Origin of the sequence: Cellulosimicrobium protaetiae, assembly GCF_009708005.2 — a bacterium.
GTDB lineage: Bacteria > Actinomycetota > Actinomycetes > Actinomycetales > Cellulomonadaceae > Cellulosimicrobium > Cellulosimicrobium protaetiae.
In genome coordinates, this window is the sequence record NZ_CP052757.1 from 38,741 (window position 1) to 52,685 (window position 13,945).

10 protein-coding genes are annotated in these 13,945 nt (G+C 74.3%); 2 read left to right on the forward strand and 8 right to left on the reverse strand.

Annotated elements, in window-relative coordinates; all coding sequences use genetic code 11:
* Window positions 1-16: 16 nt before the first annotated feature.
* The 3 genes from FIC82_RS00175 to soxR all read right to left on the reverse strand — a co-directional run bounded on the left by FIC82_RS00175 (window position 17) and on the right by soxR (window position 3,797).
* Window positions 17-1,369, reverse strand: a complete 1,353-nt coding sequence (locus FIC82_RS00175; RefSeq protein ID WP_154797103.1) for a condensation domain-containing protein — start codon at window positions 1,367-1,369, stop codon at window positions 17-19.
* Window positions 1,366-3,162, reverse strand: coding sequence for an anthranilate synthase family protein (locus tag FIC82_RS00180; RefSeq protein ID WP_216609948.1), 1,797 nt, complete (start codon window positions 3,160-3,162; stop codon window positions 1,366-1,368). Before FIC82_RS00180 ends, FIC82_RS00175 begins: the two co-directional genes overlap by 4 nt.
* A 164-nt stretch (window positions 3,163-3,326) precedes the next feature.
* Window positions 3,327-3,797, reverse strand: a complete 471-nt coding sequence (gene soxR / locus FIC82_RS00185) for a redox-sensitive transcriptional activator SoxR (protein ID WP_168731339.1) — start codon at window positions 3,795-3,797, stop codon at window positions 3,327-3,329.
* A gap of 160 nt (window positions 3,798-3,957) precedes the next feature.
* Here soxR and FIC82_RS00190 point away from each other — a divergent pair, with 160 nt between their 5' ends.
* Both FIC82_RS00190 and FIC82_RS00195 read left to right on the forward strand, forming a co-directional pair.
* Window positions 3,958-4,998 carry a zinc-binding dehydrogenase gene (locus tag FIC82_RS00190; RefSeq protein ID WP_154797105.1) on the forward strand — a complete coding sequence of 347 codons (1,041 nt, stop codon included), beginning with the start codon at window positions 3,958-3,960 and terminating at the stop codon, window positions 4,996-4,998.
* Window positions 4,995-6,485, forward strand: coding sequence for an MFS transporter (locus FIC82_RS00195; RefSeq protein ID WP_154797106.1), 1,491 nt, complete (start codon window positions 4,995-4,997; stop codon window positions 6,483-6,485). The genes FIC82_RS00190 and FIC82_RS00195 overlap by 4 nt, the downstream gene beginning before the upstream one ends.
* 713 nt (window positions 6,486-7,198) lie before the next feature.
* Here the strand turns inward: FIC82_RS00195 and FIC82_RS00200 are convergent.
* From FIC82_RS00200 to nirB, 5 genes are all read right to left on the reverse strand, one after another.
* Entirely contained in the window at window positions 7,199-8,122 is a 924-nt protein-coding gene (locus tag FIC82_RS00200) for a sirohydrochlorin chelatase (protein ID WP_154797107.1), read from the reverse strand.
* The gene (locus FIC82_RS00205; protein ID WP_154799651.1) at window positions 8,119-9,210 is read right to left on the reverse strand and encodes a uroporphyrinogen-III synthase; all 1,092 of its coding nucleotides are present in this window, start codon (window positions 9,208-9,210) and stop codon (window positions 8,119-8,121) included. The genes FIC82_RS00200 and FIC82_RS00205 overlap by 4 nt, the downstream gene beginning before the upstream one ends.
* Window positions 9,211-9,335: 125 nt before the next feature.
* The gene (cobA, locus tag FIC82_RS00210) at window positions 9,336-10,703 is read right to left on the reverse strand and encodes a uroporphyrinogen-III C-methyltransferase (RefSeq protein WP_168731340.1); all 1,368 of its coding nucleotides are present in this window, start codon (window positions 10,701-10,703) and stop codon (window positions 9,336-9,338) included.
* On the reverse strand, window positions 10,700-11,134 hold the full coding sequence (gene nirD / locus FIC82_RS00215; protein WP_154797108.1) for a nitrite reductase small subunit NirD: 435 nt from the start codon (window positions 11,132-11,134) through the stop codon (window positions 10,700-10,702). Before nirD ends, cobA begins: the two co-directional genes overlap by 4 nt.
* Window positions 11,131-13,854 carry a nitrite reductase large subunit NirB gene (nirB, locus tag FIC82_RS00220; protein WP_269808397.1) on the reverse strand — a complete coding sequence of 908 codons (2,724 nt, stop codon included), beginning with the start codon at window positions 13,852-13,854 and terminating at the stop codon, window positions 11,131-11,133. The genes nirD and nirB overlap by 4 nt, the downstream gene beginning before the upstream one ends.
* Between the last annotated feature and the right edge of the window lie 91 nt (window positions 13,855-13,945).

Here is a 13,945-nt window from a genome sequence, read left to right on the forward strand (position 1 = left end):
CGACCGCGCGGGCAGGTCAGGCCGAGCCCGCTCGCACCATCTCGTCCTCGAACCGCGCGAGCAGCGCGACACCTTCGTCGCGACCGACCACGGTCGTGTCGAGCTGGACAAGGAGCCGGAGCTTCTCCGGGTCCGGGTGCACCTCGAAGAAGACCTCGAGGTCGAGCGAGTCCCACCCGCCGGTGTCGCTCAGCGTGCTCGCCGGGACGTCGCACCCTACGAGGTCCTCTCGTCCGACCAGTCCGGGCCATCCGCCGGGACGGACGTCGTTGAAGTACACGCCGGGAAGCTCGGCAGGCAGACCACGCCGGCGTCGCTCGGCCACGAGCTCGTCCAGCCGACGGACGTCGTACTGCGCGCTGCGCACAGCGTCGACCACCGCGTCACCGACGCTCGCCGCGTGCGTGTCGAACGGCTCCCCGCCACCCGTGCTCATCACGGCGACGCCGTTCTGGGCCATCGGCGCGACCAGGTCCCGGGTCCCGGGACGTGAGCGGTTCGAGGTGATCACGACGACCGCGACCTCCTGGCCCGCGACGTGGACCGCGAGCGCGCGGAGCAGGCCTGCGAGGAGGACGACGGACGTCGACAGGCCGGTGCGCCGGGCGACGGCCTCAGCGCTGCGCGCGACGACGGTCGACTCGAGGTAGAGCCCACGGAACCGCGGCGACTCGGGCGTCGCATCGACGTCGCGCAGCACGGCAGCGGCATCCAGCGCCGACTCCCAGCGCCGCAGTGCGGACCGCTCGCGGCGGAGGCCCGAGTCGCTCGCCTCCATCTGGACGAGGTCCAGCGGTCCTGCCGTCGCGGTGGGACGCTCTGCGAGGTCGCGACCCTGGAGCAGGCGCTCGAGGTCGCTGCGGAGCACACGCCACGCGCTTCCGTCGACGCTCAGGTGCGAGACGACCAGCAGCAAGCGGACGGGGCGCGAGTCCCGCATGACCACTGCCGCCCGCACCGGCAGCTCGGTCTCGTGGTCGAACGCGACTCGGGCGAGCTGCTGGAGGACGGGACGGCCGACGTCGTCCGCGTCGGAACCGGTCGCGTCGACGAGCCGGACCGACAACCTGACGGCGCCGAGGACGTGCTGCACCGGCTCCGGCCCCGACCAGCCGGGGAAGACCGTTCTCAGTCCTTGATGACGCTCCATCAGCACACCGATCGCCTCGGTCACGGCATCCAGCGAGATGCCGAGAGGAAGCTCGATCGTTCCGGAGACGTTGAAGTAGTCGTGCGCGCCCCGCAGCCAGAGCATCGATCTCCGGATCGCCAGCTGACCCCACGCCAGGCCGCCGAGCCGGGTCGCGAGACCATCGAGCCGTACCTCCACCGTCTCCTTGGGCGCCTGCCGGTCCGGACTCCCTGTCATGCCAGGAGCCGGTCGACGGCGTCCCCGAGGAGGGAGATGCCGTTCGCCGTGAGGATGGACTCCACGTGGAACTGGAACCCGACGAACGTCTCGCCCCGGACGGCGAGGACCCCGAGGCCGGGAAGCTCGCAGATCTCCACCCCGTTTCTGTCGTCGTCGGGAACGACAGCGAAGAAGGTGTTGTAGAAACCGACGCGCTCACGGGCGCCGAAGAGGTCGACCTCCTTCTGCACGCCCTGGAGCGGAGGGCTCACCGAGCGGACGTCCATCCCGAGGACCGAGCACAGCATCTGGTGGCCCAGGCACACGGCCAGGACCGGCCGTCGGGTCTCGAGCAGCGTCGTCGTGAGATCACGGAGCTCGCGCATCGAGTGCCCGTCGAGATCGTTGGGGTCACCCGGCCCCGGCCCGAGGATCACGAGGTCCACGCTTCCCACCACGTCCGCCGCACGACGCGCCGGGACCACGCTCGCCACCATCCCCAGCCGCTCGACCATGTGCCGGAGCATCTCGGTGAACTGGTCGCCGTTGTCGACGATGAGCGCACTGCGCCCGGCGATGGCCTCGACGCGGTGGTCGGTCTCGTCGGCGTCGAGCCAGAATGTCGAGAGGCTCTCGTTCCGTGCCGCGAGCGTCCGTCGCACCTCGTCGTCGACGAAGTTGTCGAGGTAGCGCGTACCCGGCTCGGACGTGGTGAGTGCCGACAGCATCCCGCGCGCCTTGGCGCGTACCTCCGCGACCTCCCCGTCGGGATCGGAGTCGCGGACGATGCTCGCGCCGCTGCGTACCGTGCACCGCCCGGCAAGGTCGATCTCAGCAGTCCTGATGGTGATTGCGCTGTCGAGCGTCTCGACACCGTTCACCACCTCGTGGACCACGATCGCGGACGCGTAGTACCGGCGCGCCTCGTCCTCGTACCGCTCGATGACCCGCGCCGCGTTCTCCAGCGGGCTCCCCACCATCGTCGCGGCGTACATCGACTCGGTCAGGGCGGTGACAGGCGCCGTCGTGGTCCTGCCCTCCAGGACGTACTCGGTGTGGACCAGCTCCCGCATCTCCTTGAGGTACGGGCCGCGGATGGTGCCGCCGTCACGACAGATCCGCGCCATCACCTTCATCTCCTCGTCGACGACCTGGAAGAGCTCGTTCACCTCCTTCGGCGTCCGCAGGAAGGCGAGCAGGTCGTCCGCCGACGACAGCGACGACCGGGGCAGCGTCCCGCAGATCGGGTTCATCAGCACCGTTCCGTCGCGGTGCGTCAGGTGTCGCTCTGGCGACGCCCCGAGGATCCACCGGTCACCGTCGAAGAAGCAGAACGTGAGGTAGGCGCCGAACTCGTTGCGCGCGAGCCGGGCGAACGCCGCGGCGGCCGCCTCGTGCGTATAGGCGTCGAACACGACCTCCGCCGCGCGGCTGACGAGGAAGTTGGAGCCCTCACCCTGCTCGATCTCGTCCGCCACGACCCGGCGGACGACGTCCGCGTACTCCTCGTCCGAGGGGCGGAAGACCGTCGAGAGGACCGTGGGGACGTGCCCGTCCGAGATCTCGTCGAGCTCGAAGGGCGAGACCTCGCGCGCCTCCAGCGCCAAGATCGGAGCGCCGTCGTCGTGTGCCGCGAAACCCCGCTCACGGATCTGCGCGAACGGCAGGACGGAGACCACGGGGTGCCCCGACGTGGGTGCGGGCATCGCGTCGATCGTCGAGACCCAGCGCAGAGGCCCCCGCAGGAGCGTCGCCCGACCGTTCTGGTGGAGGAGGCAGTACGGCTCGGCCGCAGCGAGGGTGGTCGTCACCGGCCGCCCGCCCCTCTCCGTCGAGGAACCAGCCATCCGAGCATCCCCTGTCTCGTCGTCCTACGTGGCGTGTCGCATGCTAAGGGCTCCTCGACTCCCCGCTGACAAAGGTCCGGGTAGCGAGATCTCGTCCGGCGACAGGCGCACCAGCCCTCGACGCGGTCTCAGCCGTCGAGACCTTCGACGAGCAAGGTCCGCGGGCCGGGGCCCTCGTCGGCGAGCGCGTCGTGCGGGTTGACGAGCACGCACTTGCGCAGCGACAGGCACCCGCAGCCGATGCAGTCCGTGAGGTGGTCGCGCAGGCGCGTGAGCTGCTCGATGCGCGCGTCGAGGTCGGCGTGCCACCCCGCCGAGAGGCGGTGCCAGTCCTTGGCGGTCGGCGTGCGGTCGCCGGGCAGCGTCGCGAGCGCCGCGCGGATGCGCGCGAGCGGGATACCGACGCGCTGGGACGCGCGCACGAACGCGACCCGGCGCAGCGTCTCGCGCGCGAAGCGCCGCTGGTTCCCGGGGGTCCGGCGGCTCGTGATGAGCCCCTCGCGCTCGTAGAAGTGCAGCGCGGACACCGCGACGCCGCTGCGCGCGGCGAGCTGCCCGACGGTGAGCTCGTCGCTCGGGGACAGGACGTCGTCGGGCACGCGGGCTCCTCGCCGGACAGGGGCTGCGACGCCGGTCCGTCGCAGCCGCTTGACCTCAACATTTGTTGAGGTTCGAGACTAGCAGGGCGTGCCCCGGACGGGTCGCGCGCCGTCGCCGCGGCGGCCCGGAACCGACCGGCACAAGACCGAGGAGCACCCGATGGACGCCATCCGCCTGCACGCGTTCGGACCGCCCGAGAACCTCGTCCTCGACCAGGTCCCCGACCCCGTCCCCGGACCCGGTCAGGTCCGCGTCGCCGTCCGGGCGCACGGCGTCCACCTGCTCGACACGACCCTGCGCCGCGGCGAGGCGTCCGGCGGCCCGCTCCCCCTGCCCGCCCTGCCCACGATCCCGGGGCGCGAGGTCGCCGGGGTCGTGGACGCCGTCGGGCCCGGGGTCGACGCCGCGTGGCGAGGCCGCCGCGTCGCCGCCCACCTCGGCGCCACCCCCGACGGCGGCGGGTACGCCCGGCTCGCCGTCGTCCCGGTCGAGGCGCTGCACCGCGTCCCCGACCACGTCCCCGCGCCCGAGGCGATCGCGATGATCGGCACGGGCCGCACCGCCGTCGGGATCCTCGACCTCGCCGAGCTCGACGCGGCCGACACGGTCGTCCTCACCGCTGCGGCCGGCGGGCTCGGCACGCTCCTCGTGCAGAGCGCCCTCGCGGCAGGGGCGCGGGTCGTCGCGCTCGCAGGCGGCCCGGAGAAGGTCGCGCTCGTGTACTCACTCGCCAGGGGGGCGCACGCCGACCGGCTCGAGGTGATCGACTACCGGGCCGAGGGCTGGCTCGACGAGGCGCGGGCCGCCGTCCGGCAGCACGCCCCGGACGGTGCGACCGTCCTGCTCGACGGCGTCGGCGGGGACGCGGGCGCGGACGCCGCCGCGCTCGTCGCCCCGCACGGGCGCCTCGTGCTCTTCGGATGGTCGTCGGGCGAGCCGAACCGCGCCGGTGACATCGACCACGACGCCGGGAACGTCACGAATTCCGGGGCGGGAGCGGTCACGCGCGACGTACGGTGGGCCGTCGGACCCCGGGCCCGACCCTGGGGAGACCTGTTCGACCTGCAGGAGCGCGCGCTCGCGCTCGCGGCGGACGGGACGTGGCACGTCGTCACGCACCAGGTACCCCTCGCGGAGGCAGCGCGCGCCCACCGCGAGCTCGAAGCGCGCGCCACCACCGGAAAGGTCGTTCTCGTATGACGGCGGACCCTCGCACGGACGTCGGCTCCCCCACGTCCGACACCTCGGCCGACCCCGCCGGCACGCTCTCCCCCGGGACGCAGCGCACCGTGCTCTTCGGCATGGTCGCGTTCGTGTTCCTCGGTGCGTTCGAGGCGCTGGCGGTCGCCACCGCCATGCCGACCGTCGCCGTCGAGCTCGACGGCCTCACCCTGTACACGCTCGCGTTCGCCGCGTCGCTCGCGTCGAGCGTCGTCGGCATGGTCGCGTCCGGCCGCTGGAGCGACCGCGCGGGCCCGACGACGCCCCTGTGGACGGGCATCGGGCTCTTCCTCGCCGGTCTGCTCGTCGCGGGCCTCGCGCAGGACATGCTCGTCCTCGTCGCGGGCCGGGTGCTCCAGGGCGTCGGGACGGGCCTGTACATCGTCGCGCTCTACGTGCTCGTCGCGCGCGTCTTCCCCGTCGACCGCCGTCCGAAGGTCTTCGCCGCGTTCGCCGCCGCCTGGGTGATCCCGTCGATCGTCGGCCCCGCCATCGCCGGGCTGGTCGTCGAGCACGTCGGCTGGCGCTGGGTCTTCCTCGCCGTCCCGGTCCTCGCCGTCCCTGCCCTGATCCTCATGCGACCCGGCATGCGCGCCGCGCGCGGGTCCGGCCCGGACGACGCAGCCACCGCCGCGCCCGACGACCTGTCCTCCCCGATCGAGGACGCCCCGCCGTACGGGACAGTCGACGCCGAGTCGCCGCTCGACCGGACCGCGCGCCAGGCGTCGCTCACCTGGGCGGTCGTGGCCGCCGTCGGGATCGGCGCCCTGAACTACGCGGGGCAGCTCCGCGGCCTCGGGCTCGTCGCCCTGCTCGTCGCCTCGCTCGCGGCCGTCGCGCTCGCCGTCCCGCGCCTGCTCCCCCCGGGCACGACCCGCGCGGCGCGCGGCCTGCCGAGCGTCATCGCCATCCGCGGCCTCGTCGCCGCCGCGTTCACCGGCGCCGAGGTGCTGCTCCCGCTCCTCCTGTCGCACGAGCGCGGCCTCGCGCCGTCGCTCGCGGGCGCCGTGCTCACGTTCGGCGCCGTCGGCTGGTCGACCGGCTCGTGGCTGCGCGGCCGCGCGACGTGGGGGCTCGCCCACGCCGGGTACGTACGCCTCGGCGGTGCCCTCGTCGCGCTCGGCGTCGCCGGCGCGGCGCTGCTCGCGTGGACCGCCGTCCCGCCCGTCGTCGGCATGGTCGCGTGGACCCTCGCGGGCCTCGGCATGGGCATGACCCACCCGACGCTCTCGGTGCTGACGCTCGAGCTCTCGCCCGTCGCCGAGCAGGGCGCCAACTCGTCCGCGCTCCAGGTGTCCGACGCCGTCGCCGCCGCGACCGCGCTCGCCGTCACCGGGTCGCTCCTGTGGGCCCTGCACCCGACGCTCGGTCTCGCGTCGTACGTCGTGTGCTTCGGTGTGACGGTCCTCCTCGCCGCCGGCGTCGCGCTCCTCGCCCCCCGCACCCGCCCGACCCTCACGAGGTAGCCCCCGGGGAGCGGGGAACCACGGTCCCGCGAGAGAGAACCCCGGGCCGAGGGAGAACCGTGGTCACGCGAAGTAGAACCGTGGTCGGCCGAGGTAGAACGGTGGTTGGCCGAGGTAGAACCGTGGTACGCCGAGGTAGAACGCTGGTCGCCTTGCCCGACGGCGCGTGGTCGCCCTGGGTGGTCGGGGTGGGTGGTGGCGCCGCGTCTACCATCCGCGGGCCTCGTTCCTCGGCCCGCTCCCGCCAGGCCCGCCACGACGCGGCACCACCACCCACCCCGCCCGGCGTCGTCTCACGCTGGTCTCGGCTCACCTCGAGCAGATCCCTGCGGTGCCGGTCCGCTCGCACCGCGCCCGTGCCGCGGCCTCGCGCGCCCGGCCAGGCCGGGCTTCCCCGCCCCGTCGCGCCGAGCAGGCGGTTCTGGCTGGTCCTGGTCACGTGACGCGCCCGGATCGCCTGCTGGCCCGCCCCAGATCGCCTGATCGGCTATGCCGCGCACGTCCGCCGGAACCGCCCATCGGCAGACCGGGACGCGCGACCGACCGTCGTCGGGCGGGACCAGCGTTCGCCTTCGCCAGCCACGGCTCAATCTCGCGTGACCACGGTTCTACTTCGCGTGACCACGGTTCTACTTCGCTTGACCACGGTTCTACTTCGCGTGACCACGGTTCTATCTCGGCCGACCAGGGTTCTACCTCCTGGGACTGCGGCTCTACGTCGGCAGGCTGCGGCTCTCACTCGCGAGGGTGGTTGCGGCGGTGGCGTAGCGGTCGAGGACGATCGCGGTGAGGCGGGCGTCCGGGGCGAGGGGGGCGGTGACGACGTCGCCGCCGGCCTCGAGGACGCGGTCGTAGAAGAAGCCCGGCGCGAGGAGGTAGGCCGCGACGACGACGCGCCCGCCCGGGGCGAGGTCGGCGCGGGCGGCGGCGACGGCGTCGGGCACGGAGGGCTTGGCCATGGCGCCGTAGCCGACCGTGACCGGGCCGGGCACGCGCTCGCGCAGTCCGGCGGCCAGCTCCTCGACGTCACGGGCGGCGCCCGGGCGGCTCGAACCGGCGGCGGCGACCACGACGGCGTCGCCCGGGCGCAGGCCGGCCTCCGCCAGGCGGTCGGCGAGCAGGTCCACGAGGCGGAGGTCGGGGCCGAGCGGGGTCGACGCGGCAGCGCGACCGGCGCCGGGACCACGGTCTTCGACCGCCGCCGCGACGTCGACGCTCACGTGGAACCCTCCCGAGAGCAGGAGCGGCACGACCACCGCGTCGCGAGACGAGGCCGACACCGCGTTCGCCGGAGCTCCCGGCTCGCCGTCGTCCACGGTCGGCCCGTCCGAGGCCGAGCCGTCCGCCGTCGGGCTGACAGGGGCGACGACCGACGTCACGACGTCCGCGACCTCGGGCTGCTGCACGTCGACGAACGCCTCGCGGACGTCGAGGTCGGGGCGCGCGGCACGGACGTCGTCGAGCAGGGCGCGGATCACGTCGCGGCCGGTGAGGTCGTTCGTGCCGTGCGAGCAGCCGATCAGGACGGGCGCGGCACCGGGCCTCCCGCCGTCGGCAGCCCCCGGCCGGGCGTCGGACGACGCCCCCGAGGTGTCGGACGACGCTCCCGAGGGGAAGGCCAGGATCTCCGCGCTCATGCGAGCTCCAATCGGTATCCGCGCTTGACGACGGTCTTGACGAGGTCGCGCCGGCCGGTCGCCTCGCGCAGGCGCGCGACGGCGACCTCGGCGGCGTGGGGGTCGCGCGAGTCGCCGGGCAGGACGTCGAGCACGTCGTCGCGCGTGACGACGTCGCCGCGGCGCGCGGCGAGCAGGCGCAGCACCTCGAGGCTGCTGGGCGAGAGGGGCAGCACCTCGCCGTCGAGCACGGCAACGCGCGAGCGGATCTGCAGCACCCCGGCGACGGTCGCGAGCGCGACCGTCTCGGCCTGCTCGTAGTGCGCGACGAGGGTGCGCACGAGCGCGCCGAGCCGTCCGCGCTCGGGCTGGAGCGGGGTGATGCCCCGGTGCTCGAGAGGCTTCGCGGTGATGGGCCCGACGGCCGCGGCGACCATGGACCCGTCCTGGAACCGCGACACGACGAGGCGGCCCACGCCGTGCTCCTCGGCCGCGCTCAGCCACGCCTCGGCGCCGGGCGCGGAGGTGAACACGACGGCGTCGATCTCCCCGACGGCGGCAGCCTCCACGGACGCGCGCAGCGCCTCGGGGTCGGGCGGCGGCCCCCAGCGGTACACGACGAGGCTCGCGACCTCGGCACCGGCCTCGGCGAAGACGACGTCGAGGCCGTCGGCGCCGGCACCGTGGTGCTGGACGGCGATGCGCAGCCCGGAGACGCCCTCGCCGAGCAGCACGTCGGCGATCTCGGCCGACGTCTCCGACTCGGCGACCCAGTCGGCGGTGAGCCCGGCGGCCTGGATCGCGCCGCGCGCCTTGGGCCCGCGCGCGACGATCCGCGCGTCGGCGAGGACCTCGAGCAGGCGGTCGGCGAGGCCGTGCACGTCGGCGGCCTCGACCCAGGAGCGGAAGCCGATGCCCGTCGTGACGACGACGACGTCCGGCGGGTGCTCGACGAGGTCGCGCGTCCCGGCGAGGAGCTGCTCGTCGTCGGCGTGCGGGATCATGCTCAGCGCGGGCGCGTGGCGGACCTCGGCACCTCGGCGTTGCAGGGCGGCGGCGAGCTCGCTCTTGCGGCGGTCGGCCGTGACGAGCACCGTGCAGCCCGCCATGACCTGGCCGAGCGCGGGGCGGTCGCCGCCAGTGTCGGACGCGAGATCGACCCGTGCGTCCGAGATCGACCCTCCGTGGGTCGACGTCGCGGCGGGCGGTTCGATCCCGGTGCTGCCGGTGCCGGTCACGCGACCGTCGCCGGGTCGAGCCGTCCCTCGGCGGCGACGTCCCCCACCACGATGATCGCCGGGGCCCGGACCCCGACCTGGGCGGCGCGCTCCACGATCTCGCCGAGCGGAGCCCGCGTGACGCGCTGCCGCGGCGTCGAACCGCTCTCCACGATCGCGACGGGCAGCGCGGGGTCGGCCCCGGCGGCGAGCGCCTGGGCCGTGATGCGTGCGAGCTGCGAGACACCCATGAGGACCACCAGCGTAGCCGTGCGGTCACGGACACCGGCGAGCGCGGCGTCGTCGAGGCCGTCGTGACCGCTGATCACGTGGAACGCGGCGACCGTCCCGCGGTGCGTGAGCGGGATGCCCGCGAGCGCCGGGACACTCAGCGCGCTGGACACGCCCGGCACGACGTCGACCGGCACGCCCGCCTCGCGGCACGCGATCACCTCCTCGCCGCCCCGCCCGTAGACGAACGGGTCGCCACCCTTGAGCCGCACGACGCGCCGGCCGCGCTGCGCCTGCTCCACGAGGATCGCGTTGATCTCGTGCTGCGGCACGGGATGGTTCCCGGGCGTCTTGCCGACGTCGATCACCTCGACGCCGGGCGCGAGCTCGTCGAGCACGTCGACGGGCCCGAGCCGGTCGGCCACGACGACGTCCGCCTCCGCGAGCGCCCGGCGGCCCCGGACGGTGAGCAGGTCGACGGCGCCAGGTCCCCCGCCGACGAGCGTCACGCTCCCGAGCCCGCCGGTGGCGGGACGGTGGCGCCGCTGGTCGGCCCCGCCGGACCGCAGGTGCTCGGCGATCGCGTCGCGCACCGCGCGGGCGCGCCGCGGGTCCGCACCGCCGTCGCGCCGCTCCGCCGAGCTGTCGGCGGCTCGTCGCGCCCGGGCGCGACCGGCTGCTGACAGGTGCGCCGGGGGGACGTCCGTGACGACCCCGACGAGCACGTCCCCGCTGTGCGTCGTGGCGGGCGTGCGTGCGGTGCCCTCGTGCGCGGCCCCGGCGTTGACGCACCAGGTGCGGCGCGCTGCCGCCCACGCGGCGACGTCGCGGTTGGTCCCCGAGTCGTCCGTCGCGGCGAGCACGAGCCACGCGTCCTCGACGTCCGACTCGCGGACCTCGCGCGGCGCCCAGGTGACGCGACCGCCCGGTGCGGCCCCGCCGTCGGGCAGCGGCTGGGCGGACGACGGCGCGAGGAGCGGGGCGTGCAGCGAGGCGGTGACGAGGTCGCGCAGGTCCTCGCAGACCTGGGGCGCGACGACGCGGACGTGCGCGCCGTCGTCCGCCATCGCCCGCGCGCGGCGGGCCGCGACGGGACCGCCGCCGGCGACGAGGACCGTGCGCCCGGCGAGGTCGAGCCCGAGGAGCGTGGTCACGGCGCACCGTCCGCGGTGGCGTCCGGACGGGCGACGGGACGGTCGCCGACGTGCACGACGCCGTCGCGCACCTCGGCGGGCCACGTCGCCAGGTCCGGGGCGAGGCCCTGGACGGGCACGTACCCGGCAGCCTCGAGGCACCGGCCGGTCGCGAGGTCGAAGACCTGCTTGTACATCGGGCCAGCCACGGTCGGTACGCCGCCGCGCGTGCCGACGATCCCGCGCGACATGACGTTCGCGCCCGAGTACGGGTCGCGCTGCTGCACCACGCGCACGGTGTCGTCCGGGAGGCGGAACAGCGCGACCTGCACGCCGCCCACGAGGGCGGCGGCGCCGCGCTCGACGAGCAGGTCGCGCAGGAGGCACACGCGCTCCCACTCCGTGGTCTCCATCGTTACCGGGCCGGCCTGCTCTGCTGACGCGACGCTCATCGACGGACCTCCAGGGTGCTGCCGGCGATCACGACGGGGCCGGCGGGGACGGTGGCGAGACCCGCGGCGCGGGCCTCCTCCAGGGTGGCGCGCTCGTCCGCCGTCGCGGGCCGGATCTGGCCGCGCTCGGTGACGTACGCGAGGTCGGGGTCGGGCTCGGCGGGCGCGTTGACGAAGGAGCCGAACCGGCGCAGCTTCTCCGGGTCCTCCAGGACCGCGCGCCACTCGTCCTCGTAGTCGCCGACGTGGCGCGACATCGCGGCGTCGAGGTCGGCTCCGATGCCGAGCGAGTCCTCGACGATCACCTCGCGGATCGCGTCGAGGCCACCCTCGTAGTCCTCGACCCACGCGGCCGTGCGCTGCAGGCGGTCGGCCGTGCGGACGTAGTACATGAGGAAGCGGTCGATCGTGCGGATCAGCGCCTCGTCGTCCAGGTCCTCGGCGAGGAGCTGCGCGTGGCGGGGCGTGAACCCGCCGTTGCCGCCGACGTACACGTTCCAGCCCTTGTCCGTCGCGATGACCCCGACGTCCTTGCCGCGTGCCTCCGCGCACTCGCGCGCGCACCCGGAGACGCCGAGCTTGAGCTTGTGCGGGGAACGCAGCCCGCGGTACCGCAGCTCGAGCTCGACGGCCATGCCCACCGAGTCCTGCACCCCGAACCGGCACCACGTCGACCCGACGCACGACTTCACCGTGCGCAGCGACTTGCCGTACGCGTGCCCGGACTCGAACCCGTGCTCCACGAGCCGGCGCCAGATGTGCGGGAGCTGCTCGATGCGCGCGCCGAACATGTCGATGCGCTGGCCGCCCGTGATCTTCGTGTACAGCCCGAAGTCCTTGGCGACCTGCCCGATGACGAGGAGTCCGTCGGGCGTGATCTCGCCCCCGGGGATGCGCGGGACGACGGAGTACGTGCCGTCCTTCTGCATGTTGGCCATGACGTGGTCGTTGGTGTCCTGGAGCGTCGCCTGCTCGCCGTCGAGGATGTGGCCGTTGCCGAGGGAGGCGAGGATCGACGCGACGGTGGGCTTGCAGATGTCGCAGCCGCGGCCGGCGTCGCGCACCAGCACGGCGCCCTGGGTGTCGGTGACCGGTTCAGGAACACGCCCGAACCGCCCGATGATCTCGCTGAACGTATGCAGCTCCGCGACCCGCACCGCGTCGAACAGCTGCGCGCGCGAGAGGTCGAAGTGCTCGCACAGCGCGTTCGAGACCTCGACGCCCGCCCGGGTGAGCTCCGTCGTCGTGATCTTCTTGACGAGCGGCACGCACGACCCGCAGCTCGTCCCCGCCCGGGTGCACGCCTTGACGCCCGCGAGGTCGGTGCACCCGTGCTCGGTGACCGCGCCGCGGATCGTGCCCGCGCTGACGTTGTTGCACGAGCACACGGTGGCGTCGTCGGGCAGCTCGAGGCTCGGCGCCCCGCCGCCGGACCCCTCGGGGAGCAGGAACAGTCCCGGGTCCCCGGGGAGCTCCGCCCCCAGCATCGGCCGCAGCGACGCGTATGGCGTGGCGTCCCCGACGAACACGCCGCCCAGGAGCGTGCGCGCGTCGTCGGACAGGACGAGCTTCTTGTAGACGCCCGCGACCGGGTCGGCCCAGACGAGCTCCATCGCGCCCTCGGTGCGGCCGAACGCGTCGCCGAAGCTCGCGACGTCGACGCCCTGGAGCTTGAGCTTGGTCGCCGTGTCGGCGCCCGGGAACGTCGCCTCGCCGCCGAGCAGGCGGTCCGCGACGACCTCCGCCATCGCGTACCCCGGTGCGACGAGGCCGATGCAACGGCCCTCGATGCACGCGACCTCGCCGACGGCCCACACGTGCTCGTCCTCGGTGCGGCACGCGAGGTCGACGACAGCACCCCCGCGCTCCCCGATCGCGAGCCCCGCCGACCGCGCGAGCTCGTCGCGCGGACGCACGCCCGTCGCGACGACCACGACGTCGACGTCGAGCCGGCCGCCGTCGGCGAAGTCGAGCCGCCCCACGTGCCCGGTCTTGCGGGAGACCTTCATCTCCTTGGTCCCGGTGTTGCACCGGACCGCGATGCCCATGCCGTTGATGAGGCGCTTGAGGGCTTCGCCGCCGCCCAGGTCGATCTGCGCGTCCATCATGTGCGTGCCGAACTGGATGACCGTGGCCTGCGCACCGAGCGCCTTGAGCGCGCCCGCGGCCTCGAGGCCCAGCAGGCCGCCGCCGATCACCGCGCCGCGCACCGGGCGCTCCCAGCCACCCTCGGTCGTGGCGTGGCGCCGCTTCTCCTCGACCCAGCCGCGCAGGGCCGCGACGTCGTCGATCGTGCGGTAGACGAACACGCCCGGGAGGTCGTTGCCGGGGATGGGCGGCATCGCGGCGTTCGAGCCGGTCGCGAGGACGAGCTCGTCGTAGGCGTGCACGCGCCCGAGGCGGTCGGTGACGGTCTGCGTGTCGCGGTCGATCGACGTCACCGCGCAGTCGCGGTGCAGCGTGACCAGCGGGTCGTCCCACAGGGCCGGGTCGCCGAGCGTGAGCTCCTCGGCGTCGCGCGCCGAGAAGTAGCTCGTGAGGGCGACGCGGTCGTACGGCTTGCGGGGCTCCTCGGCGAACACCGAGACGCGCCACGCGCCGTCGGCGTCGCGTGCGCGCAGCGCCTCGACGAGCCGCTGCGCGACCATGCCGCCGCCGACGACGACGAGGTGGCGGGGCGCGCCGGGGGCGGGGGCAGGATCGGTCTGAGGTCCGGTCACGGCGGGCTCCTGGGGGCGTCGGGGCGGATCGGTCACCGTCCGCGGGGTCCGACGAGAGCGAGGAGAGTCCCCGGGAAGGTGCTGACGACGC

Excerpts from the sequence above, each read along its gene's own strand:
- FIC82_RS00175 (WP_154797103.1), bottom strand. The coding sequence starts at position 1,369 with ATGACAGGGAGTCCGGACCGGCAGGCGCCCAAGGAGACGGTGGAGGTA.
- FIC82_RS00190 (WP_154797105.1), top strand. The coding sequence starts at position 3,958 with ATGGACGCCATCCGCCTGCACGCGTTCGGACCGCCCGAGAACCTCGTC.
- FIC82_RS00195 (WP_154797106.1), top strand. The coding sequence starts at position 4,995 with ATGACGGCGGACCCTCGCACGGACGTCGGCTCCCCCACGTCCGACACC.
- FIC82_RS00200 (WP_154797107.1), bottom strand. The coding sequence starts at position 8,122 with ATGAGCGCGGAGATCCTGGCCTTCCCCTCGGGAGCGTCGTCCGACACC.
- FIC82_RS00205 (WP_154799651.1), bottom strand. The coding sequence starts at position 9,210 with ATGGCGGGCTGCACGGTGCTCGTCACGGCCGACCGCCGCAAGAGCGAG.
- nirD (WP_154797108.1), bottom strand. The coding sequence starts at position 11,134 with ATGAGCGTCGCGTCAGCAGAGCAGGCCGGCCCGGTAACGATGGAGACC.